Annotated in this window: 21 protein-coding genes; 8 read left to right on the top strand and 13 right to left on the bottom strand. The window is 33.6% G+C overall.

Annotated elements, in window-relative coordinates; translation table 11 throughout:
• Positions 1-145 precede the first annotated feature (145 nt).
• Entirely contained in the window at positions 146-955 is an 810-nt protein-coding gene (locus tag KMW28_RS16410) for a hypothetical protein (protein ID WP_169662753.1), read from the top strand.
• 36 nt (positions 956-991) lie between these two features.
• Here KMW28_RS16410 and KMW28_RS16405 read toward each other — a convergent pair whose 3' ends face one another.
• Positions 992-1,228 (bottom strand): hypothetical protein, encoded by a 237-nt coding sequence (locus KMW28_RS16405; protein ID WP_066212826.1) that lies wholly within the window; start codon positions 1,226-1,228, stop codon positions 992-994.
• 246 nt (positions 1,229-1,474) lie between these two features.
• Here KMW28_RS16405 and KMW28_RS16400 point away from each other — a divergent pair, with 246 nt between their 5' ends.
• The 3 genes from KMW28_RS16400 to KMW28_RS16390 all read left to right on the top strand — a co-directional run bounded on the left by KMW28_RS16400 (position 1,475) and on the right by KMW28_RS16390 (position 6,133).
• Complete coding sequence (locus tag KMW28_RS16400) at positions 1,475-2,170, top strand: ABC transporter ATP-binding protein (RefSeq protein ID WP_169662752.1); 696 nt, start codon at positions 1,475-1,477, stop codon at positions 2,168-2,170.
• Between the two features lies 1 nt (position 2,171).
• Positions 2,172-4,598: an ABC transporter permease gene (locus KMW28_RS16395; RefSeq protein ID WP_215585755.1), complete on the top strand. Its 2,427-nt coding sequence runs from the start codon at positions 2,172-2,174 to the stop codon at positions 4,596-4,598.
• 176 nt (positions 4,599-4,774) lie between these two features.
• Entirely contained in the window at positions 4,775-6,133 is a 1,359-nt protein-coding gene (locus KMW28_RS16390; protein WP_169662750.1) for a hypothetical protein, read from the top strand.
• A 73-nt stretch (positions 6,134-6,206) separates the two neighbouring features.
• On the opposite strand, the gene KMW28_RS16385 is transcribed toward KMW28_RS16390, so the two are convergent.
• Both KMW28_RS16385 and KMW28_RS16380 read right to left on the bottom strand, forming a co-directional pair.
• On the bottom strand, positions 6,207-7,508 hold the full coding sequence (locus KMW28_RS16385) for a transglycosylase SLT domain-containing protein (protein ID WP_169662749.1): 1,302 nt from the start codon (positions 7,506-7,508) through the stop codon (positions 6,207-6,209).
• Between the two features lie 188 nt (positions 7,509-7,696).
• Positions 7,697-10,651 carry a M16 family metallopeptidase gene (locus tag KMW28_RS16380; RefSeq protein ID WP_169662748.1) on the bottom strand — a complete coding sequence of 985 codons (2,955 nt, stop codon included), beginning with the start codon at positions 10,649-10,651 and terminating at the stop codon, positions 7,697-7,699.
• 304 nt (positions 10,652-10,955) lie between these two features.
• Between KMW28_RS16380 and KMW28_RS16375 the strand changes: the two genes are divergently transcribed.
• The 4 genes from KMW28_RS16375 (at position 10,956) to KMW28_RS16360 (ending at position 13,797) form a co-directional block, all read left to right on the top strand.
• Positions 10,956-11,510: a chromate transporter gene (locus tag KMW28_RS16375; protein ID WP_066212847.1), complete on the top strand. Its 555-nt coding sequence runs from the start codon at positions 10,956-10,958 to the stop codon at positions 11,508-11,510.
• A complete protein-coding gene (locus KMW28_RS16370) occupies positions 11,510-12,106 on the top strand; it encodes a chromate transporter (protein WP_205958127.1) in 597 nt (198 codons plus the stop codon). Before KMW28_RS16375 ends, KMW28_RS16370 begins: the two co-directional genes overlap by 1 nt.
• Positions 12,107-12,220: 114 nt before the next feature.
• A complete protein-coding gene (gene lgt, locus KMW28_RS16365; protein WP_205958126.1) occupies positions 12,221-13,069 on the top strand; it encodes a prolipoprotein diacylglyceryl transferase in 849 nt (282 codons plus the stop codon).
• Between the two features lie 20 nt (positions 13,070-13,089).
• The gene (locus tag KMW28_RS16360; protein ID WP_169662747.1) at positions 13,090-13,797 is read left to right on the top strand and encodes a class I SAM-dependent methyltransferase; all 708 of its coding nucleotides are present in this window, start codon (positions 13,090-13,092) and stop codon (positions 13,795-13,797) included.
• Positions 13,798-14,213: 416 nt separating this feature from the next.
• Here the strand turns inward: KMW28_RS16360 and KMW28_RS16355 are convergent, their stop codons facing one another.
• From KMW28_RS16355 to KMW28_RS16310, 10 genes are all read right to left on the bottom strand, one after another.
• Positions 14,214-14,786 (bottom strand): outer membrane beta-barrel protein, encoded by a 573-nt coding sequence (locus KMW28_RS16355; protein WP_169662746.1) that lies wholly within the window; start codon positions 14,784-14,786, stop codon positions 14,214-14,216.
• A gap of 104 nt (positions 14,787-14,890) precedes the next feature.
• Positions 14,891-15,643 (bottom strand): LytR/AlgR family response regulator transcription factor, encoded by a 753-nt coding sequence (locus KMW28_RS16350; protein WP_169662745.1) that lies wholly within the window; start codon positions 15,641-15,643, stop codon positions 14,891-14,893.
• The gene (locus tag KMW28_RS16345) at positions 15,624-16,670 is read right to left on the bottom strand and encodes a sensor histidine kinase (RefSeq protein WP_169662744.1); all 1,047 of its coding nucleotides are present in this window, start codon (positions 16,668-16,670) and stop codon (positions 15,624-15,626) included. Before KMW28_RS16345 ends, KMW28_RS16350 begins: the two co-directional genes overlap by 20 nt.
• A gap of 179 nt (positions 16,671-16,849) precedes the next feature.
• Positions 16,850-18,034: a hypothetical protein gene (locus KMW28_RS16340; RefSeq protein WP_169662743.1), complete on the bottom strand. Its 1,185-nt coding sequence runs from the start codon at positions 18,032-18,034 to the stop codon at positions 16,850-16,852.
• Between the two features lie 2 nt (positions 18,035-18,036).
• Entirely contained in the window at positions 18,037-18,708 is a 672-nt protein-coding gene (locus KMW28_RS16335) for an ABC transporter ATP-binding protein (RefSeq protein ID WP_169662742.1), read from the bottom strand.
• Between the two features lie 31 nt (positions 18,709-18,739).
• Positions 18,740-19,954, bottom strand: coding sequence for an ABC transporter permease (locus KMW28_RS16330; RefSeq protein WP_169662741.1), 1,215 nt, complete (start codon positions 19,952-19,954; stop codon positions 18,740-18,742).
• A gap of 12 nt (positions 19,955-19,966) precedes the next feature.
• Entirely contained in the window at positions 19,967-21,181 is a 1,215-nt protein-coding gene (locus tag KMW28_RS16325; protein WP_169662740.1) for an ABC transporter permease, read from the bottom strand.
• A gap of 8 nt (positions 21,182-21,189) precedes the next feature.
• The gene (locus tag KMW28_RS16320; protein ID WP_169662739.1) at positions 21,190-21,942 is read right to left on the bottom strand and encodes an outer membrane lipoprotein-sorting protein; all 753 of its coding nucleotides are present in this window, start codon (positions 21,940-21,942) and stop codon (positions 21,190-21,192) included.
• A gap of 1 nt (position 21,943) precedes the next feature.
• The gene (locus tag KMW28_RS16315) at positions 21,944-22,534 is read right to left on the bottom strand and encodes a TetR/AcrR family transcriptional regulator (RefSeq protein ID WP_169662738.1); all 591 of its coding nucleotides are present in this window, start codon (positions 22,532-22,534) and stop codon (positions 21,944-21,946) included.
• Positions 22,535-22,693: 159 nt separating this feature from the next.
• On the bottom strand, positions 22,694-23,803 hold the full coding sequence (locus KMW28_RS16310; RefSeq protein ID WP_169662737.1) for a hypothetical protein: 1,110 nt from the start codon (positions 23,801-23,803) through the stop codon (positions 22,694-22,696).
• Between the last annotated feature and the right edge of the window lie 112 nt (positions 23,804-23,915).

Genomic DNA, 23,915 nt, shown 5'->3' with positions numbered 1-23,915 from the left:
AAAAAAGTACGACAATTTTGTTTGCTTTAAAATTCTTATCACTTAATTTCATGTTGAAAATACCCAAGGGTTGTATTGAAAATGGAAACATTTAAACAAAAATTGGAAAATACATTCTACTATTAAACAATATCAATCTATCACTATGAAAAATTTAAGATTACTATTTAGCGGCTTATTTATTTTTATTTCATCAATGCTATTTGCTCAAAATGGTGAAAAAGAAATAGAAGAAGTCATTAGAAATGTTGTTGAAAGAACAACTTTTAGCAATGATAATTTAGATAAAATCAATACTATTTTCGATACGTTTAGACCTGATGCCATCATTAATGTCACACAAATGAATGTGGATGGTAGTAGAAAACATCGTGTTTTAAGAAAGTCAGAATATAAAAACATATATGTTTCTCAATATCAACATAGTTTGGAACGTAATTCTGAATTGAAAATTCATGAAATTAGAGTACAAGGAAATATTGGTGTAGCTTCTTTTTCTTTAAATTATGAATTGAAATCAAAAGCGAATGATAAAATTGTTTCAAAAGGTTACGAATCAATGGTTGCTACTTTCGTGAAACAAAAAGAAGGTTGGATGGTCATGGAATTGAATATCTCTGATATTGAATCTGAAAAATACCAAGGAAAATGTTCTTGCGAGCTATACAAAAATCCGAACACCGGACAGGTTATCGCAAAAGTATCGGCTCCAAAAGGTGACCGTTTCGAAAATGATTTAAACAATATCTATAAACGTAAGAAAGGTGGTATTACTTACTTTATGGTTCAAGGTATTGTATTCGAATGGGCTGATATGGAAAAAATTTGGACTTTGGATGCCTCTATGAATAGAGTAGACATGCTTGGAAAAGCAAAAAATGATGATGATGCTGTAATGTTAATCTTAAGCTTCGTTTATCAAAATGAATGTTCAGAATTAAAATTAAATAAATAAGCCTCCCGAAGGAGGTAGAAAAGGAGTATAGTTTGACTATGCTCCTTTTTTGTTTGGGTTAGGAACGAATAAATGATCCGATAATATATAATTAATTTCCAGTCTTTGTAACTGATTGGTTATATCAAAATAGGTTTTATTAAAATCTTGGTAGCTTTTAGCGAAGAATTCTATTTCATAGTGTGGTCTGTAATCAATTACTCTAAAGTTATACTTTTCGATAATATGATACACTTGTTTTTTATTTTCTATAAGTAGCTTAAAAGTTAACATAAAGTACAGGTAGTAATGGGTTGATAAATAAGATCGTTCTGTAAGAATAATAAAGTTTTCTCAAAATGTGTTCATTCTTCTAAGAAGAGTAAAATAACTTAATCGTATTGTACAGTAAACGATTGATCGCATAGTTCAATTCTGAACATTAAATGAATGTTATAAAAACCTGTAACTCACTGTGTTTGTTGAAGTGTTAATAATTTGAATGATTGTTGTTAGTAACACTAGGAATAAATTTTTTTTATGAATACACCTTTAATTCAAATAAATAACATCAATAAGGCCTATAAAAATGAGGACAATGATACATTGGCCCTTCATCATGTTACTCTTAATATTCAAGAAGGAGAGTTCGTGTGTATTATGGGGCCTTCAGGATGTGGAAAATCAACATTACTCAATATTGCAGGACTATTGGATTTGCCTACTGAAGGCGAAATGATTTTTAAAGGTCAAAATGTAGTTCACCTTTCATCAAAAAAGAGAGCGCAATTAAGAAGAGAGTTTATAGGTTTTGTTTTTCAAAGCTTTAACCTTATTGATGATCTAACTGTGTTCGAAAATATTGAATTACCACTTATCTATCAGCAAGTACCACCCAATGAACGTAAATTGAGGGTAGAAAAAATGATGGATCAATTACAGATTTCTCATAAAAAAAGAGTATTTCCAAATCAAATATCTGGTGGTTTACAGCAAAGAGTTGCGGTGGCAAGAGCATTGGTTTCCAATCCTCAATTAATTTTGGCTGATGAACCAACAGGTAACTTAGATTCAGAAAGAGGTAGAGAGGTAATGGAATTACTTCAGACCTTAAACGAAATGGGAACAACTATTTTAATGGTAACCCATTCCACAGCAGCCTCTGATTATGCAAGTAGAGTAATACACCTATTTGATGGGCAAATTGTAACCGAGAATTTACACAAAGGACGTTAAAGTGCTAAGAAACTATATACTCATAGGTATTCGTAATCTTCAAAAACATGGAGTTTACTCAGGTATTAACATTGTCGGGATGTCAATGGGAATAGCTTTCTTTACCCTATTGGTACTTTTGGTAAACTACGAGTTATCCTATGATTCTTTTCATAAGAATGCTGACCAAACCTACAGAGTAGTAGAAATTATCGATACTCAAGATATAGGAGAAAGGTCTGCTAGTGTTCCTATCGCTTTAGGCCCAACAATAAAAACATTATACCCTAATTATATAGATCACTCTGTCCGTTTCTTTAACCATCAGGCATATTCTCATGTGATTTCTGTTGCAGGACAAAAATTTAACGAAAACCATTTATACTTTACTGACGATGATTTCTTTAAGGTTTTCGACTTTCCTGTAGTGGAAGGAGATAGAAATTCAGCCTTATCTGAAGAAGGTAGTGTGGTGATTACAAAAGAAATTGCGAAAAAATATTTTGGTGATCAAAGTGCAATTGGCAAAAAGATTCTTTACGAAAAAAAGCATTACCTCAAGGTAACAGCAGTAGTCGATAAACAAAATTACCCTTCTCATCTCGATTTTGAGATTTTGGTTTCTTTCTCCACTTTGAATGTGACCAATCGAGAACTATTTTTTAAAGAAGATTGGGTTTGGAACCCATGTTGGACCTATATCACTTTAAAAGATGGTGTGAAACCAGAAGAACTAGAAGCTGATTTTGAAATTTTGCTTCAGGATCCCTCAAAATTCCCTTCTTACTTAAGAGATTACGTAGAATTATACCTACAGCCTATACAAGAAATTCATTTGTATTCTGATTTGGATTTCGAAATGTCTCAGAATGGAGACTATATGTATATATATATTTTTAGTGCAATTGCCATCATGGTATTGGTTATTGCGGCTATTAATTTTATGAACTTATCTTCTGTTCGCTACTCTACAAGAATTCGAGAAGTGGGTATTCGAAAAGCAATAGGTGCTGATCAAACAGAATTAATCAATCAATTTGTTGTTGAAGCGGCAATTCTAAGTGTACTCTCCATGTTTGGAGCTATCGTATTCTTGGAATTACTCTTTTCTTTTGTGAATGATTTATTGAGTGATTCAGGATTTATATTAGAAAATGCTGATCCTCAAAACATTGTTTTACTTGTAGGAAGTAGTGGCTTATTTGTTGGGGCGTTATCAAGTTTTTATCCTTTGTTTTATTTATCTGGTTTTAAACCTTTGGAAGGACTACATGATACTTCACCGAAAGGATATCAACAAAAGAAATTTAGAAAATGGAGTGTGATTACACAGTTTATCATTTCCATGTTTCTACTTTTTAGTACCTATGTATCGAAAAGACAGTTAGATTTTATGAAAAATTCTGATATCGGGTTTAACCAAGAGAATATTGTGATTGTTCCAATGGGTGAAGTCAGATATCAGAAAAGTAATTTCCATCTTATTAGAGAAAAGTTCTTACAATTAAAAGATGTTGAAGCGGTAACTGCTATCGATGAACTGCTAGGAGTTTGGGTACAGAACTATCCTTTTACATTTAAGAAAGGGAATAAAAAACTACCTTCTGCATTTTATGCAAGTGTAGTTACCTATCCAGATGTATTTAAAGTCTTTGATTTTAAAATACTCGCTAAAAATCCTACTGGTCCACTCCGCGAAAGAGAGATCTACGTTAATGAAAAGTTGATAGAATTTGCTGGTTATTCCTCTCCTCAAGAAGCTTTAGGAATGAAATTTTATACTTCAAGGGGATATCAGAAAATAGCGGGTGTCATCAAAGATTTTCATTATGAACCAATTCATAAGCCAATAGAACCTTTCGTTATTGATGTGAATAACGGTAATAGAGCAACCTCAAGGTTTTCTAACAAATTTTTGGCATTAAAAATAAGAGATGGTGTTAATTGGAATATATTGGAAAAACAACTCAATTTTAAATGGTCTCAAGTAGTAGAATACAGGATATTAGATACATTTTTCCTAAAATCTAAAATAGAACAAGCCTTTAAAAAAGAGGAACAATTAGCAAAAGTGTCTCTTATATTTTCAATCATTGGTGTAATAATTGCGAATTTGGGTTTATTCGGGCTTTCTTCTTTTATTACTGTTAGAAAAAACAAGGAAATAGCGATTCGTAAGGCCTTAGGTATGGAAGATACTCAAGCCATGCTTTTTGTATCAAAAGAGTTTTTCGTACTTGTTATTACCGCTTGTGTTGTGGCTTGGCCTACAGCTTATTTGGCCATGAAACTTTGGTTGGATAACTTTCCAAAAGCGGTGAATATTGATATTGGTGCTTATTTATTTTCGGGTGGATTAACTTTACTGATGACCATGATTACAGTAAGTTATCATGTAATAAAGACAGGGTTAAAGAATCCTGTAGAAGATTTAAAAGCTGGAGTATAATTTCAAGATTACTCAAATAATTGATTATCAAAATATTGTGATCTTGTTATTTTTTGTTGAATTACTATATCTAAGGTTAATTATCTGTAGTTGTAATTGTATTATAAGATTACTTAAAGTTATATCTTCGAGATATTTATTACATTTGCTACGTTACCTAATTACAATTTGCATCAGTGAAAAATAAATTCGATCTATCCTTTTTATTAAGTGAAAATGATTTCCTTAATCAATCGGATTATACTGCCAATAAATCTTGCCTTGTTAATTCACTAGAATCGGTAGAAAATATCAACGATCAATCCAATGGTTTGATGCGCCTGTTGCTACATTCTATTCGATACGAACAATCTACTGAAGTATCAAATTCAATTTATAAATACATTACTCTGTTTGGGTATGATATACCTCAATCAGGTAATCAATTACACAGAGATCTTTCCTTACAACATCTTAGGTTATTGGAAAACATAGGAGAAGATTCTATAGATCTAGCTTTTCAGTCCAGAAAACAAGAACCTTTAGATGAAACTTCTTATTATTTAAGAATCCTTGCTCCCTTTATGCTTTGCGATGAAATAAAAGATTGGGAGTTCTATAAGTGGTGTGCACTAGAAATAATAAACTATTCTTTAGAAAATGGTTTAAACGAAATCACTCCTTATGGGTGTTTAGGCTTATCTAGGTACATGATAACAAAGTATGAGGATATGCATTTGGCTAAAGATTATGCTCAAGTTGCTTTGTCAGAAATTGAAAAGTCTAATAATAAAAGAATTATTAATAACTTTTATTCTGATTATGCTTTTATCATTCTTCCTTGGTTAGAAGAGTTATCAGTTTGTTTAGTTATGATAAACGAGAAGTTTTCTCTTATTCTAAAATCAAATGATAATTACCTTAAAGGGAAAAATGTAAAAAGGTATTATCAAATGCTTCTTTTTTCTGGAGTGAACAAGAGTGAAGCTTTAAGAAAGTCACATCATGATTTAGAAAACGTAGCCTTTGATGAAAAACCGATTGTCACAGAGATTTTACAACTTTATCAGTTATCAAAAATGACAGAAAGGGTAAATCTTGAAAAGGTAATCATGCTAATTGATAAAAGTCCAGAAATCTATGAAGGAACACTTTTACATCCTTCATTATTGGTCATGAAAGCCGTTTACATCAATAACCAAAAAGAAAGTCGAGAAGGGGAGCTAAGAAAGATTTACGATAGATTTAAATATTGGGCGGGTTATTCTCCTAAATTATTCAATACGTGGAAACATTTTGTAGAAGCTGAGTGGAGAATCAATAGAGATGAAGTTGATCTGGCTAAAGAGTTATATAGTAAAGCTTTAAAAGAAAGTTCATCCAATAAAATAGATTTGAAATGCTTAGTGGCACTAAGGAGATTAGCTGTTTTTTCTGAAATAAAGAAAGAAGATTCAGACCTTCCACAGTTCTACACCGAAGCAAAGGATGTATATAAAGATTTTGGTGATGAAAAAGCTTTTGAAGCTTTGATTAATCGTTTTAAATCAGCTTAATCTTAGAAATTATGTATAGCAAAAAGGCCGAATCATTTTAGTGATTCGGCCTTTTTGTTGTGGATAGAATATATTAATTGAAATAAATCTTATCCCCAGTTTTTACATCCTCTTCCTTTCTTACATCATTCAATTTTTTAAGCGCTTTAAGCGATATACCATACTTAACGGCAATAAATGTTAAAGTCTCATTGTCTTTCATAATATGATAAGATTCAGGAATAGTTAGAGGAAGCGGAGCTATATAATAATGTGAGTCTTTGATGAGCACATCATCTTTACCTTCGTAGTTGTATTTTCTAATCTTTCCTTTAGAAATACCCACAGCTTCTGATAATTCTTTTTGTGTCATGTCCTCATGAAGAATGACAGCTTTTACTCCATTCACTAAGGCCAATTCAAATTTCTCTCCTTGCACACCTTTTTCTATAGGTAAAACAAATGGATAGTTTTCCTGAATAGAATCAGCATAAAATTTAAATATATCTTTTCTAGCTCTAGTTTTTCGAGGTTTAGCATAAGGCGATAAGCTTGCAACAATCTGATTGATTTCATCAGGCTTACTTTCGATCATTACAGAATAAACTTTATCTTCTGGGATGTAACTTCCATACAACCAAGTGTTATTTTTAGCCAATATGTCTAGAGATTGCCCCGTAAATTTAGAAACCTCTTTTAAAGTATATCCGTTTGTAGGGAATTCAATCATTACGAAATGACCATCATCCAAACCAACTTTGTCTTTAAATGCAAAATAGTGGGCTAAATAATGAATCAAATATGGATGAGTATTCTCGTTAATTGTTACATGATTGTAATAGTTAAGCTTATGGTTTCTGATATAGCTTCTCGCCCCACCTAAACCATCATGATAAGAAATCATGGCATAGAACCAGTTCCCCAAATAATAATAATTCTTTGATAAGTAATCAGCAGCACCAATACTGGCGGATACTACATTTTTTCTTTCATCCAAAGAACGGTTGATCTTCATGCCTCTTTCCTCAGCAGTAAAATCTTTAAACTGCCAGAAACCAACTGCAGGAGGTTTTGCATTGGAAATTGCATTTCCATCCAATAAAGATTCTTGTAAAGCAAGATATTTAAATTCCCCTGGTACTCCTCTTGCTAATAATTCTCTTTCAATATATGGGAAGTAAGAATTACATCTTTCGAGCAATTCATTGTAATGTTTTTCTGATCGAGTTAAACTATTGTACTTGACCATTACCTTTTGCATTCCTCCATTTGTAATGACCACTTTTGATCCCATTAATTCAAACTGAGAAGGAATAGGCGCATTAATGTTTTCTAAAGAGGCAAAGGATAGTAAAGGAAAAAATAAGAGAAGTATAGAAATAATTCTTGAATTCATATATTTAGAAGATAGGTTAATTTGTGTATTTCTAATGTATCGATTATTTGATATTAGAAATTGTCAACAGCAAAAATATAGATAATCGATCATCAATTACTAATATAATCAATAATATCGATTTAAGAACATAAAAAAATAGCCAAATTCTTCGATAGAACTTGGCTATTTTTAATGGTTATTGGGGCTTATTGAGCATCTCTTGGCTCATTGTCAAAACCGAAGATATCGTTAAGAGATAGCTCTTTTAATTCGCCATAGCTCTTTAATGTTTCCATATCTAGTTTTTCTTCATCACCCACTACACAGATATTGTAATGCTTTCCTTTGATAAAATCATCATGGAATTTCATCACATCATCTATCGTTAATGTTTGTACTGCTTCATAAATATCTTTTCTGATATCATGATCATTTCCTTTTTTCAAGGCCGCTTCATAATTAAATAACACGCTTGATTTAGTAATTCTTTCACTTTCAAGCTTACTTAATACAGCTTTCTTAGCAGCATCAAATGATTGTTCGTTTTTCGGAGGATTTTCAAGTAATTTCATCATACCTGCCATTGCCTCTTTAAGTTTATCCGACTGAGTTCCGATGTATGCTAAAGTGTAATCGTGTTTGTTCTTTTCAGAAGCAACTCCATATTTACTGAAAACAGAATAAGCTAAACCTTGTGCTTCACGCATTTCTTGGAATACAATAGCGTTCATACTACCTCCAAAATACTCGTTGAAAAGTGTTGCTGCAGCAATTCTTTGAGGGTCATAAACATCACCTTTAGCTAAGAATAGAACTTCTGCTTGTACCATATCGTAATGTGCCCAATATACTTTTGGCTTGTCGATATCGTTAATCATAAATTCTTTCTCAGCAGGAACAGCTTGTAATTTCTTAGGAACTACATGTTCTTTATTTAAAGTTGCTACTACAGATTTTAATGATTCAGGACCATAGTATAAAATGTGATGCTCCATTTTTGTTAACTGATGAATCTTGTTTACCAATTTTTCAGGAGTTAGTAGATCCAACTCTTTATTTGATAAACCATTAGTTACAGGGTTATCAGCACCATATAAGCCATAATTCATTAAACCTGTAAATAGAATTGCTCCTTTATTCTTTTGGGTATCTTCTCTACTTTTCTTTTCGTTGGCAATCATATTTTTCAATGCAGCTTCATCCGCTTTTGCATTGTTTAATAAATCCTCGAAAAGACGGATAGAAGCAACCATGTTTTCTGTCAATCCACTCAAAGAAACATACACCTGATCAGCAGAAGAGTTTACGCTAAAGCTTGCACCCAATTTGTAGAATTCTTGTTTGATTTCAGGAGATGACATTTTATCAGTTCCTAAGAATTCTAAGTATTGTACTGCCTGACTTAAAGTTGGATCAGTGTCTTTACCAACTGGAATAATGTAGTATAAGTTAAATAAGTCGTTCTCTACATTTTGTTTGTAACGAACAACTACTTTTCTCTTTAGTTTACCCTCTTGAATATCCTTTTCGTAATCCAAGAACATAGGAGTTAATTTTGCAGACTTTTGAGAAGCAATATTGTCAAAGAATTTCGACGTTTTACCTCTGTTCAATTCTACTTTAGTAATTGATGGCTTATCTACCTGAATTTTGTTCGGGTCTTCACCAACTCTTTTGTAAACAACTACATAATTGTCTTTGTATCTTTCATTAGCAAACTTCACGATTTCTTCTTTAGTGATTGTCTTCATCACCTCGATGTCATCAATGTAGTTTTCCCATTTGATATCTCTTGTAAATGCTTGTACAAATGCATCAGCACGAGCAGAATTACTTTCTAATTTCTTGATTTCCGATTTCTTGAAATCATTGACAATTGCTTCCAATAACCAATCTTCGAATTCACCTTTTTTCAGCTTATCCATTTCAGCTAAAAGTAAATCTTTCGCTTGTTCTAGTGTTTGATCTTGTCTAGGGATAGCATACAAACAATGTACAGTATAGTCGTTAAACGGATAAACGAAGCTTGAAGCATTCACTACTTTTTGTGTTTGATTCAAGTCCAAATCGATTAAACCTGCAGCACTGTTGGCCAAGATCATATCACATAGTTGTTCTTTAAGAAGATCTCTAGAATCTGATGCTAAACCAGGCATTCTATATCCTAGGAATACCATTCCTGTTTGAGGTCCAAATACTTCTTTTTCAATTGGAGCAGTAATTGGCTTTTCTTCATTGTAAGTAAACTCAGGAATATCACCCGGCTTCCAATCACCAAAATACTTTTGGATCAAAGCGATTGTTTTATCAGGATCCAAATCACCACTCAAACAAATAGCAACATTGTTTGGACGGTAATATGTATTGAAATATTTCTTGATTTCTGTGATCGATGGATTCTTCAAGTGGTCGATCGTACCAATAACTGTTTGTGTTCCATAAGGATGGTTAGGGAACATAGACTCAAACATTGCAGTGAAAACTTTTCTTTGGTCATTATCCAAAGATCTGTTTTTCTCTTCGTAAACCGCCTCTAACTCTGTGTGGAATAAACGAGGAACGATTTCTCTAAAACGATCACCTTCAATTTCCAACCATCTTTCTAATTCGTTGGCAGGGATGTCGTTTACATAAACAGTTCTATCGTTGGAAGTGTAAGCGTTTGTACCTTTAGCACCGATCATTCCGATCATTCTATCGTATTCATTTGCAATTGAATACTTAGAAGCATCATTCGATACTTGGTCAATTTTCTTATAGTAGGCAGTTCTTTCTTCAGGATCTGTAAGTGTTCTGTAGTGTTCGAACATATTTTCGATACTGTCTAAGTACACTTTTTCTGTACCCCAATCTAATGTACCAAAATGTGAAGTGCCTTTGAACATAATATGTTCCAAGTAATGAGCAAGTCCTGTAGCGTTAGCCGGATCGTTTTTACCGCCAGCTTTTACAGCAATATACGTTTGGATTCTTGGGGCATCTTTGTATTCCGATAGATACACTTTTAAACCATTATCAAGAGTATAAATTCTAGTTTTTAGAGGGTCGTTGGGAACCGTTTTATACTCGAGTTCTGATTTTTCTTGTGCTTGGGTAGAATTACCACCAAGCAACAAAGCACCTGACATCAAGACAGAAGCTAAAATTGATTTGTAAGTCATAATGAATGATTAGTATAAATTATAATGTTATAATCAGAGTTGTTCACTAGTAAATTTGACACTTTGTTTTTGGTAATTAGTGAACTAATAATCTAATAATAAAGCAAATTAGTAAAATTATTTGTTGAAAAAAGCATATAACAGAATCTGCGGCTTTGATAGGGTATTCAATTGTGTTTTTTAGAGAAATTAACGTTTGATGAATTTTTTCTCTTATTGATTGTAAAGTAACTGTAAGATAGTTGTATGTATATTGTATTATTGTTGATAAGTCAAAACACGACCTTACCTGATTACAGAACCAATGATATACTTAGAATTATTTTTCAGCTTTTTCAAAGTAGGAATGTTCACCTTTGGAGGTGGATACGCTATGGTTCCTCTTTTAGAGAAAGAACTAATTGATAAAAAGAAATGGCTCACCAATGACGAATTATTGGAAATCATGTCCATTGCTCAAATGACTCCAGGAACCATTGCTATTAATGCGGCCACTTTTGTGGGCTATAGAGAGAAAGGTTTACTAGGAGGGATCATGACAACCATAGGTGTAATGGCACCTTCTTACTTAGTGATTACCATAATCTATCACCTTTTTAATACATCTTTCGAACATCCTATTGCTCAGAAAGCTTTCTTAGGTGCAAGAGCTTGTATTGTGGCATTAATTGGCCATTCAGTTTGGAAAATGTTTAAAGGTAGTATTACTGAAAAGTTTGGTTTATCCATCTTTTTAGGAGCAAGTATATTGTTATTTGTCTTCAATATCCACCCCATTTTATTAATCATACTTGGAGCAGTCACAGGCATTTTGATGCTAGTAACAATGCCTAATCAAATTAAAAAACTACTGAAATAATGATGGAAGCATTCTCAATAGAAGCCTTAAAGGTATATATCGATTTATACTTCACATTTCTAAAGATTGGGTTCTTTAGTTTCGGTGGAGGTTTGGCCATGGTCCCCTTATTTGTGGTAGAATTCCAAAAGAATGGATGGATGGAGCCAGAACAGTTTTATAATGTGTTATCCTTAGCACAAATGACTCCAGGTGCTATAGCTGTTAACTCGGCTACATTTGTAGGAAACGAAGCAGGAATGGTTGTAGGAGGGAGATTAGGAGCATTTATAGGAGGTCTATTTGCCACTGCCGGTTTAGCCACACCTTCCGTTGTATGTATTGTTGCCTTATCTGAAATTCTAAGAAAAATGAAACAGAATAAATGGAAGCAAGCATTTTTCTTCGGAATTAAACCGGTAACCATCGCGCTGATTTTCTTTGCAGGATGGAAAATTGCTGAAAGCACCTTCTTTGGTGATTCATTCACTGACATTCATTATGCCTCAATCGTTCTGTTTGTGATTGTAGGTATTGTTCTCAAATTCTTTGATAAAAAAGTACATCCTATTGCATTAATTGCATTGAGTGCCCTCGTAGGAATCGTAATATTTTAGGAATAAGGTGATGTGAAATTATATTTACATCACCTTTTTTCATCTATATTTGTTTGTGTTTATCGTCAAACTATCTGACTTAAATCTCTAATTTTTAAACTAATCTATCGACTTATGCTAAATTTTATTACCTGGAATCCTGATCCAGAAATTTTTAACCTATTTGGACTTTCATTAAGATATTATGGCCTCTTATTTATGCTCGGAATTTATTTCAGCTCATTGGTATTAGGGAAAATTTTTGAAAAGGAAAATCTGCCAAAAGAGAACTATGAAAAGTTAGTCACTTATAGTGTAATAGGAATATTTGTGGGTGCACGTTTAGGACACTGTTTGTTCTATGAACCTTCCTATTTTTTGGATCATCCAATAGAAATGATCTTACCTATTAAATTTCTTCCTGAAGGAGGATTTGAAGTGACAGGTTACCGTGGTTTAGCAAGTCATGGTGGAGCTTTGGGATTAATTATCGCACTGTTTGTGTATTCTAAAAAGGCAAAACATCAATTTTTAGATATACTAGATTTGTTAGCCGTAGTATGTGGGTTAGGTTGTGGATTTATCCGATTGGCCAACTTGATGAACTCAGAAATTATAGGTATTCCAACCGATCTTCCTTGGGCCTTTATTTTTCAGAGAATAGATGCATTGCCTAGGCATCCGGCACAATTATACGAAGCGATTTCATTGTTTATCATTTTTGGAATAATGATGTTCCTCTACAAAAACTACCGATCGAAATTAAAGAACGGCTTCTTTTGTGGCTTAGTACTCTCTCTAATATTTACCGCCCGATTCTTTATAGAATTTATCAAGGAGAATCAAGTAGGCTTTGAAGACGGACTTACATTCAACATGGGACAATTATTAAGTATTCCTTATGTGCTTGTAGGTATTGCTTTAATGACTTACGGATGGAAAACCACTAAATCAAAAAATGCAGTATTAACTCCTGCATTATAATTTTTACCAAACTAATTATTATGATTAAATCAACAACTGCAGAAATCAAAGAACGATTTGATAAGGATGTCGAGCGTTTTTCCAATTTAGATACGGGGCAAGTATCTACAATTGACGCCAAAGTTTCCTTAGAACTGATCACAGAGGCCTCTAAACGTATAGTACCTCAAGCTAAACATGTATTAGATATTGGCTGTGGTGCGGGGAATTATACATTAATGATGCTTTCGAAAGTTTCCGATCTAAACTGTACACTTGTTGATTTAAGTCTACCGATGTTGAAAAAAGCAGTGGAGAGAGTAAGAGAACATACCACCGGAACAATCGATATGAAGCAAGGAGATATTCGTGAGGTAGATCTACCAAAGGAACAATTCGATATCATTTTAGCTGGAGCAGTATTACATCATTTAAGGGATGATGAAGATTGGGAAACAACTTTTACTAAAATATATTCTTTGCTTAAACCAGGTGGAGTATTTATGGTATCCGATTTAATTACTCAAGACGACCCTAGGTTAGATGAATATACATGGGCTTTATACAAAGAATATCTAACTGAAGTAGGAGGAGAGGAATATGCTCAAAATGTCTTGGACTATATCGAAAAAGAAGATTCTCCTAGATCAATGACCTATCAATTGGAATTGATGAAAAAAATAGGTTTTTCTAAGGTTGAAATCCTGCATAAAAACATGTGTTTTGGTGCATTTGGAGGGATAAAATAAAAAGATTCTTTAGAGTGATTTTTAAAACAAAATAATGTGTAGAAAAGTTAGGTTATTCGGTACCGATTGGTAATTTTGTGAATAATATTTAACAATCCCGAATTTTAAGTTACACCTAATGCAAGCTAATAAGTTATTAATGCTACTCTTCGGAGTATTTTTTACTACTATGGGAGTTACACTACACCAAGTAGGAATGTCTGTTGTTTTATCAATAGCCCTATGTACGGTAGGTGTTGCAATAAAAGCATATTGTTTTATTCCGTTTTTTGGAAAAAATTAGTTCCCTCTTTTCATCTAAAATACAGAAAGCATTGATCAATAAACAGATCAATGCTTTTTACTTTTATATAGGATAAAATGAGATATACTATCTCAAATTATCCTAGAACTATATGTGGTTTTTTGAATTCTAATTACCAGATGAAATAACCAAAGCTTACTAAATATTGATTACTCTCAATACTTGGACCATGAGCTGCTATGTTGGCTCCTTTCTGATATTTCAGATCCAAAGTAAACTTTTTGAAATCGGCACCAACACCTGCTTGCCATCCCCATCCGAAATCGTTTAATTCGACTTCATTACTAAATTCAGATAGGTTATCACGTACTGTTTTTTGAGCGATAATACCACCAAATACACGAGCACTAACATCACCTAAACCAATCTTAGCACCTAAAATCATAGGAATTTCCACTCTGTTAGTTACCAATTCTTGTGGTGCTTGATTTCCTACCGTAAATGTATTTCCAACATTAGTGTAAAGTGCTTCAACTTGCGCATAAATTGGTAGCACAGGAATATTAGCTCTTAACATTAGGCCACCTTCCCAAGATTGTCTCGTGTCGGTATCAATACCAGATGTTCCAAAAGAAAAATTAGACATGCCAATACTTCCTTTTACACCAAAATTTAATAATTGATCTTGTGCTTGAGCAGTAAACTGAAAGGCTACAAATGCTAGGATAATAAAAAGCTTTTTCATTGTGTTTGTTACTTTTTTGATTGAAAATTTTGCATAAGAAGTCACAGGCCACTTTTCAGAGGCGAATTTCTATGCGGATAAATTGATGTGATTAAGGAGTTATTTTATTGATCAAGCCACTCCTTAAAGGCTTTTACACGGTCTCTACTGACAATAATTTCATCGTCGGTTCCAATATCAATTTGAAGCCTAGAATTAAACCATGTATTTATCTTTGATATACTATTGATATGAATAATATATTTTCTATTCACTCTAAAGAAAGAAGTTGGATCCAATTCATCTTCCAAAGTAGATATACTTTTATCCACCGGAAACCTTGATGTTGAATCAAATAGATGAAGGAAAGAAAGACCCTCTTCATATTTTATATAAGAAACTTCCTCCGTTTTTATACTCTTAAACTGGTCTCCGATAGAAATCATAAACCTCGATTTATAATTTTGGGAGCTGGGAGATGCTACTTTTTTAAGCCCTTCTTGTTCTGTGGTGAAGAATAGATTTTTATACTTCAAGAACTTTTCTAAAACCCTTTTAATGTCTTTTTTATCATAGGGTTTTAAAACATAATCTATACTATTTAATTGAAACGATTTTAATGCATATTCACTGTAAGCAGTTGTAAAAATGATGGGTACATCCACTTTTACCTGATCATATATTTCGAAACAGTTGCCATCAGATAACTCAATATCTTGGAAGATTAAATCGGGAGCCTTGTTATTTTCGAACCATTCGATACTGCTTTCGACGGAGTCAACCTGACCAATAATATTCAGTTCAGGATCAAACTCTTTGATTAACCCCGCTAATCGATCTGCAGTGAGTGTTTCGTCCTCAATGATTAGAATGTTCATATTCAGATTGATTTATTATTGGTAAATAGACGGTGAAGAATTCCTTTGTTTCCTCTACTTTTACAGTTTTTTGAGCCACTAGTTGATAACGTTGTTTGATGTTATTCAAGCCCAAACCAGTAGAGTTTTCGACATGTTCTTTTTTGTTCAATGTATTACTCACAACTATATCAGCATCTTTAATTTCCATTTTAATAACTAACGGATGTTTTTTAGAAAGCTTATTATGTTTAACAGCATTCTCTATTAAAGATTGTACACTTGTCGGCGGAACCATTGTACTTTTTAATATCTCTGTATCTATTTGATTATCCAATTGTATGGCATCGTTGAATCTTGTTTTTAATAAGAAGAAGTAATCTTCAACAATGTCCAGCTCGGTTTTCAAATCGATTAATGTCCTCTGATTTTGAGAGATAATGTACCTCAATGTATTGGATAATTTGATAATGAACTGAGAAGCCAAATCAGCATCAGAATGTACCAAATTAGAAAGAACACTTAAACTATTAAAGAGAAAATGAGGTTCAATTTGTGCCTTTAATGCCTGGAACTGAGAAATTGCATTTTCTTTTTCCAACTCTTTATTAATAATCTCCTGTTCCTTTAATTTGAGGTTTCTTATCATATATAAATTTGTGATATAAATGATGGAATAAAACATTGTTATTCCAAAAGAAAACTCTGGGTTGATGAAAGAAATATCAGCCCATAAATGTCCATTATCATAGATATAAGTATCACCTAAACGATAAATAGTGTTGGCAAAAACACCAATCGCAAATCCAATCAAAATATTGATTAGTAATTGATAAATCGTTTGTAAACCTTTCAAAGGTTTATTGAGCCATTCTGCTACATACCAACCCAACAAAAAGATAGTCGTTAAGACAACAGTAAATGCCGCCGCTCTTTCAGTTAAAGGAAAAAAGCCATCGAAACTTTGGTCAAAACCTTTGTAGATCAATTGTATTGTGAATACAATACTGAATCGGATAGCAAATTTATTTAGTTGAGAATTTTTCATATATCTTTTATGGATGATAAGCAGAAGGCCTGCATTTGCATTGTTCTCTTAATGAATCAACTATGCAAAAGTAGGCCTCCTGAAGTATATAATGAATATATTTCTACTGAATCGTAGTATTTTCTCTTAAACTGTAACTATTGATGAGTGAATTGTTGACATCAAAAAGTACTTCTTTTCTAGAAACTCCATTTTAAACGCCAATTGATCTGAGATCCGCCTTGTCCATATAAGGAATCCTCATCTCCGAAGAAAAACATACCAAATACCAATAACTCGAAGTTATCACTAAAAGAGGTGGTCACATTACCACCGATATAGTACGACAAATCATTACTATTAATAATACTGTTGACCCCTAACCGTGTTAAAGGAGTGATTTGATATTGTGCCTCATTAAAGAAAGCGAACTTTGATAAACTTAAGGTTTTAGGTGTTAATTCCAGGTTAGGATCCAAGGCTCCAATTTTACCAGTCGCCCCATTACTATTGTAAATGGTTTCTGTATGTAGATATAAAGAATTCTTGAAGGTGTAATCAAGAGATATATCGGCAACCACAGAAGCGTCTTCACCTGCATAGTCAGGAATAAAATAGGTAGCTTCTCCTTTAAATCCTGCTCCTCCAATTTGACCTTCCCAACCAGCACCAGCATGATAGTTTTCTCTCACATAACCACCCAACACTTGAAAGTCGTACTGCCAAACATTGAATTTATATAAACCAGCGATGTTGTAATAATCAAATTGATTGGACGGAGAGAATACCACCTCAATAGAACTTGTTGCACCTATATAATTTCTAATCAAGATAGCATCGGCACCTGGACGTTCTTCATAATCAAAATCAAAGAATGAGTAGGTGTTGAAAAGGTCGTTAGGGTTCCATACCATAGAAACACCCCAGTTTATTCTCTGTCGACCTACTCTAAACTGCCAATTTCCGGTGGAATAATCCGCATAAGCTCTATCAATTTCAGAGTTTAAGACAAAAGATTTCCCTGTAATCCAATCATAAGACATATTGAAAGCATATTGATCTTGATTACCAAACTGTTTTGCATATTCAGGGATCATCTTAGGTGAAGCACCGTAGATAAGACGGTTTCTCCCACTTAATCCAAAAGTCCATTTATCACCTGCATAATATTTAAAATTAAGACGATTGTGGATAAGGTTATCAATAAACCATTCTTCTGTATAGTCTTTTTGAACAGCAATGGTCTGCATGTATTTTAAATATCCATCGGCCACAAAGTTTTCTTTAAACTTTGATGTTTTCTCTTCCTCCTCCTCTTGAGCAATTGAAGTAAACGAAATGAACAGAAAGAAGAGGAAGATATAATAATATTGATGTTGTCGCATTTTTATTTCATGTCGATAATCTTACCATCCTCAAAGGTGATCACTCTTTTTGCTCGGTCCATTACACGTTGATCATGAGTGGCAATAACAAAAGTGATATTCTCTTTCTCATTTAAAGAGCGCATGATGTCTAGTAGATCGGCCGTGGATTTAGAATCCAAATTGGCTGTAGGTTCATCGGCGAGAATTAGATTAGGCTTTGATGCTAATGCTCTAGCCACCGCTACTCTTTGCTGTTGCCCACCGGATAATTTCGTTGGGAATTGATCACCTTTATCTCCTATGCCTACAGCCTCTAATAATTCTTTAGAACGAGCTGCTCTTTCTTCTTTAGGTCGTCCCTGAAGTTCCATAATGAACTCTACATTTTCTTTTGCGGTTAGCACCGGCATCAAGGAATAATCTTGGAAGACAAAACCAATATGATCTCTCCTATAGGTAATCATATCTGCAGAAGAACGATCGTGTAAGTTGGTGCCATCAATTAATATATTACCAGAAGTGGGTGTATCCAATCCTCCAAGAATATTTAAGAAAGTGGTTTTCCCACATCCTGAAGGTCCAACTACAGCTGTAAATTCACCTTCTTCAATTCTTAGGTTGACATGATTTAATGCGTGAACCGGAACTGTATTTTCGTTATATGTTTTAACTATATCTTTAATTTCAATCATTTTTCTAAAATTTAATGGTGATGGGTTTCATTTAACCTTTGTAGCGAACTGCTTCGGCAGGGTTCAGCCTTATTGCTCTAAATGCAGGAGGTAATGCAGAAACAATTGCGGTAAGCAATACCATAAAGAATAAAGGAATAAATGATTCTAGTGGTAGGTTAGGGTAGAGGATGTTACTGAAACCACCCATACTACTTTCGGCATATTTTAATCCGTGTTCCCCAAAGTAATTGATTAATACAGTGACTAAAACACCTCCGATAGCTGCACCAATCATAGATAGGTAAATCGTTTCCAGTACAATCATGAGGAAGACTTTTGAACGGTTTAAACCTACGGCCATTAATACACCTAGTTCTCTCGACCTTTCGAAAATGGCCATGGTCATCGAATTAAGAATACCAAAACCTAAAGCAAAAAGGATAATACCAAGGATAATATAACTCTGGGTGTTTCCAGACTCTGCAATGGTCGCCAACTCAGGAGCAATTTGTTTCCAAGTTTGAACGTTTAACCCATCCTCGTTGATCGTGGATTGAATTCTTTTGGTAATTTTTTCAGGGAAAGTACCTCCATCTTCTGAGGCAAAAGCGATCTCATGAATAAATTCCTCACCTGTATTTCTCCATATGTCTTTGTTTCTCACGAATGCGACAGATTTATCAAATTCTGGGGAAGAGGTAGAGAAAATACCCACCACTCTATAAGCTGTATTGATCATTTCCTTGTTAGGACCCATATAAGCAATCACAATCTTCGATCTGATTTTCACCTTTAGTTTTTTCGCCAAAGAAGCACCAATTACAATCTGATTTTTTCTTTTACCTTCGAAATAATCACCTTCTTTAAAGAACTTTTCGATGTCCGTTACCTTACGTTCTTTATCAGGATCAATGCCAATAATTTTAAGACCTTGACTATCGTTTGCAGAACTTCCCATACCGTTAATCACCACTCTTGGAGAGTTGATTTTAAGGATGCTATCACTATCTAGTTTGTTTAAGATAGCTTTAAACTGAGGAATTGAATCTGAAAAGTTATTGGTGACCTCAAATCCCTTTTTATGAATTTGAGCATTTGCCAGCTCTGTTACCAAAGTTTCTTCTACTTTGGATTCCATCATTCCATTGATTGCAGCCATCGTAAAGATTCCCCCTAAAAGGCCTATCGCAATGGATGCAATCAGTATACCGCTTCGGAGTTTGTTTCTCCAAACGTTTCTCCAGGATATTTTTGTTATCATCATAATCATTAAACCTTAAGAGTGGATAGCTTCTACAGTTTTAAGCTTAGATACATGGTAAATAGGATAAAGCGTACACAATATCATGATGACAAACATATTTATTGCTTGAGGTAAAATGATATCAATGTTTGCTGTAAATTGAAGGACTGCTTCCATACCCATATCTTCCATTGCTTTAGCTTGTGCTCCAGAAAGATAAATTGGGTGACTTTCCATGTACAATAAAATTGGATAACCTATCAGATAGGAGACGGCAATACCAATACCCCCAATCATTAATGCTTCGGTGACTAGCATTTTATATATCTTGAATCTTTCCATTCCTACTGCAGTAAGAATACCAAATTCTCTCACTCTCTCAATAGTCATCATGAGTATGGTACTAAAGATCCCAAAGGCAATAACGACGTAAAGTATACCAATCATTAATTTTCCACCGGCTCTATCTGTTTCTATCAGGTTAACCATTTCTGGAGAGAGTTCCGACCAGCTCATCACTTCGTAATCCTCTTTTGATATTGTATTTCTGATATCCACTACCGTTTGATCAATGTCATTATTAATATTTAGTATGTAGGTATTGATCATATTATCGGCCGATACAAAATGCTGAACTGTAGGTAGTGTCATATAAATTACCTGATTATTCATTTGAGGATTGGGATGTTTGATAATTCCTCCAATATGAAACAACTCGGCAGCACTTGCTCCATGGTATCCTTGTCCTAATAAAGCGATAGTGTCATTTACATGAAGCTGTAAGTATTTGGCCAATCCTTCTCCAATTAGTATCGCCTTAGAATCATCAGATAAGTACTCACCTTCAATTACTTTTGACGATAAATTACAAAGCTGATTTTCCCCTTTAGGTTCAGTTCCAACCACCATTACACCTTTGGTCATAGAATCTGTCGCTGCCATTGCATAGGTCTCTAATCTACCAAAAACCTCAGTGACATTAGGGTTTTCAAGAACAGTTTTTCTGATGTCGGCTTTGTCTTCAATTAGGTTATTAATTGATTTATCTTCCCAGTATCCTTTCATATGGATTTGTCCATAGCCCATGTAAAATCGGGCCGCAGTATCAATCATTTGCTGATAAGAACCCTCTTGAAGAGATCTCATCAGGATGGCTAAAATCACAGCGAAGAAGATAGAAGAGATACTGGTAATTGTTCTTCTTTTATTTCGCCATAGATTTCGCCATGCAATCTTAGTTATAAGCATAGGAGAGATTATCTAACTTTTTTCATATTCTGTTGTGTAAAGAAGCTTTCTGATATCTTCTGATTAAATTTTGCATCATGATAGATCATAATGGTCTTTTTGCCTTCCTCATCTGCAGGAATCATCTCCATACGAGTAGGCATATAACGTCCACCAATTTCTTTTAATTCAGAATTATTCATAGTATTAACCAAGTACATATCTTCATCATAATTCTCAACTTTCATTTGGTTGTAATGTCCATCTGTAGATACCCAAGTCACTACTTTTCCCCACACTACTGCTGCATCTTCATGAGGAATCAGTTCTATTTTATAGCATTCGACACCATTGACCGTTTCCTTTCCTAAAAGCTTCTGAGTGTAATCGTTTACCACCGAAGAACCTTTCATTAAATCGTCGTTAGTAAAATCAGAACCCATCCAAGACTGACTCATCATTGAAGGAGATATTTTGATAGTTCTTTCAATACTAGGTGTCCAACTCCACATTTCTTTTTGCCTTTTTAAAGAAGCAGAACCTTTGTCTTTTGCTGGTGAGGTAATCAAAATTAAAAAGTACTTATCTGTGTCTTTAGACCATGATTTCATTTCCATCGATCTAGTCCAAGTAGGCCTGACCACTTTCATTGTCATATTTACGTAGCTACTTTTTCCTCTTTGTTGGTCTAACATTTTTGTTATTATCTCTTTCGCATCTTGTGCAAATGTCGTAGAGATACACGCTAATAAAGCGAAGCTTAGTGCAATGTATTTTTTCATTTTACTTTTTAATTGAATTATATATCTGATGGTAAATTTTTTCGATTACAGGAATAGGATCATCGTAGATCTTTGAAAAGGCCATTAAAGCAAAACCTTCTGAAGCTATAGATACATGTTGTGCAGTAGTTTGAATATCCACGTCCTCTCTGATAATTCCTTTTTTCTGATCTTCTAATAAGCAGTGGGAAAGGATTTGATTGTATTGAGTAAAATACCCCTTACTCATATCTAATAGCTTATTATCGTTTTTGATGTAGAAGAGAATATTCATATAGAATTCAAATGCATTCTCTCCGTTGGTTTCCATGGAATTCAATATCATATGATATTGTTGTAGCAATAAATCAAGCAATTCTCTAAAGGATAATTCTTGATATGGAATACTTAAAAATTCCTTCGATAGATTATCCCAAAAAGCCATCACACAAGCAACAATCAATTCTTCCTTGTTTTTAAAGTGATGGTAAAATGCTCCTTTAGATAATTCAGTTTCCTTGATCACCTGATTTAAAGAAACTCTATTCATGCCTTTTTCTTGAAAAAGCCGAATACCTACCTCGATAATATGTGATTTAGTGTCTTTCTCCATTTTCTTTTTGATAACAAACCAACTGGTCGGTATGTAAATGTATACATTATTTTTTTAAATCAAAAAAGAATTGGAAAAACATTATTAGTTATTGGTTTTAGAAAATAGATTATAAAAAAAATCCACTTCATAATTGAAGTGGATTTTTTGGTTGGTTGGTTAGTCAAACACTGGTACAGGTTCCTCTTTAAGAGATTCTGTGTTGAAGTGTTCTATAACTTTACCATCTTTTCTTATAGTTACATGATCCGGTGAGCAATTTACTTTATACTCATGTTTCATGATATTGATGTTGAAGTTATTGTTATCTACCTTTTTGAAAGTGTAACCATCTTCTGATTTGAATTCAGATAATAAGTGATCTCTAAAGTAGATGCCCACCCATTTTTTGTTGTGAGGTTTTACTCTAACATCGTGTTCGTCTCTAAATACTTTAAGTTCGTATTTCTCAGTATCTTTTAGGACAAAGTATTTCGGGATAATTTTGAAAAGGTATTCGCCATCGAAAGCCCATTCATCTCCTTTTTCTTTGTCTTTAAGGTGAAGCCAAGAGTAATAATCATTTAATACCTCGAATTCGCCTTCTAAATATTTAGCTTCTTCGATAATTTCAGGAGTAAGATCGTCTCTTGATTTGATTTCGTCGACATTTTTCATGCTGTGTTTATAGTGGTTGTACACTAAAAACTCTTCATAAACTGACATTTCAAATGTACTAGAGGCTGCTTCTTCTTCAGGAATATCTATTTCGATTTCCTCTTCTTCTTCTGTTTCTTTAACTACTGTTACCACTTCAACAGAATCTTTTTCTTCTACTTCTGCAGGAGGAGTAATAGGTTGGTTATCTTTAACGACCGGTTCTTCTTCTTTTGTTTGAGTTGAAGACGCAACGGTTGCAGCAGCTAAACTACCACCTGCTTTTGCTACTCTTTCTTCAAAATAGTCATTGTCAGAGTAACGAATTTGGTTGATCAAAACAGATGAGACAATCTGATTGCCTTTTTTTACAGCAACATATCCTTTGCTATTCTCTGTCATTGGAAGTTCAGCAACATCACCTTTAGAATTGATAGGTGTAGATGTTCTTTTGTCGTCTAAATAAGATATGATTTGTAGCTCTTCTGTAGAAGATACTTGGTCTACAAATGCATAAAATTTATTATCTTTTTTGGTAATTAACAGCACTCCGTCCCAGTCAGAGGTTGGTGCGAATCCAAACAGTACTAATAAAAATAGACCTAAGAAAAAAGTAGATTTTTTGGAATTCATTATACAATGAAATTATTAAATATTGAGTAATTGTGGAGTAATATCAAGTTACGACTAACAAAGGTAGTCATTAAATTTAATATATTTTATATAAAAAAGACAGTAATTACAC

Source organism: Flammeovirga yaeyamensis (assembly GCF_018736045.1).
Lineage (GTDB): Bacteria > Bacteroidota > Bacteroidia > Cytophagales > Flammeovirgaceae > Flammeovirga > Flammeovirga yaeyamensis.
The sequence above is the reverse complement of the archived record's forward strand: the minus strand, read 5'-3'. Positions and strand labels throughout refer to the sequence as shown.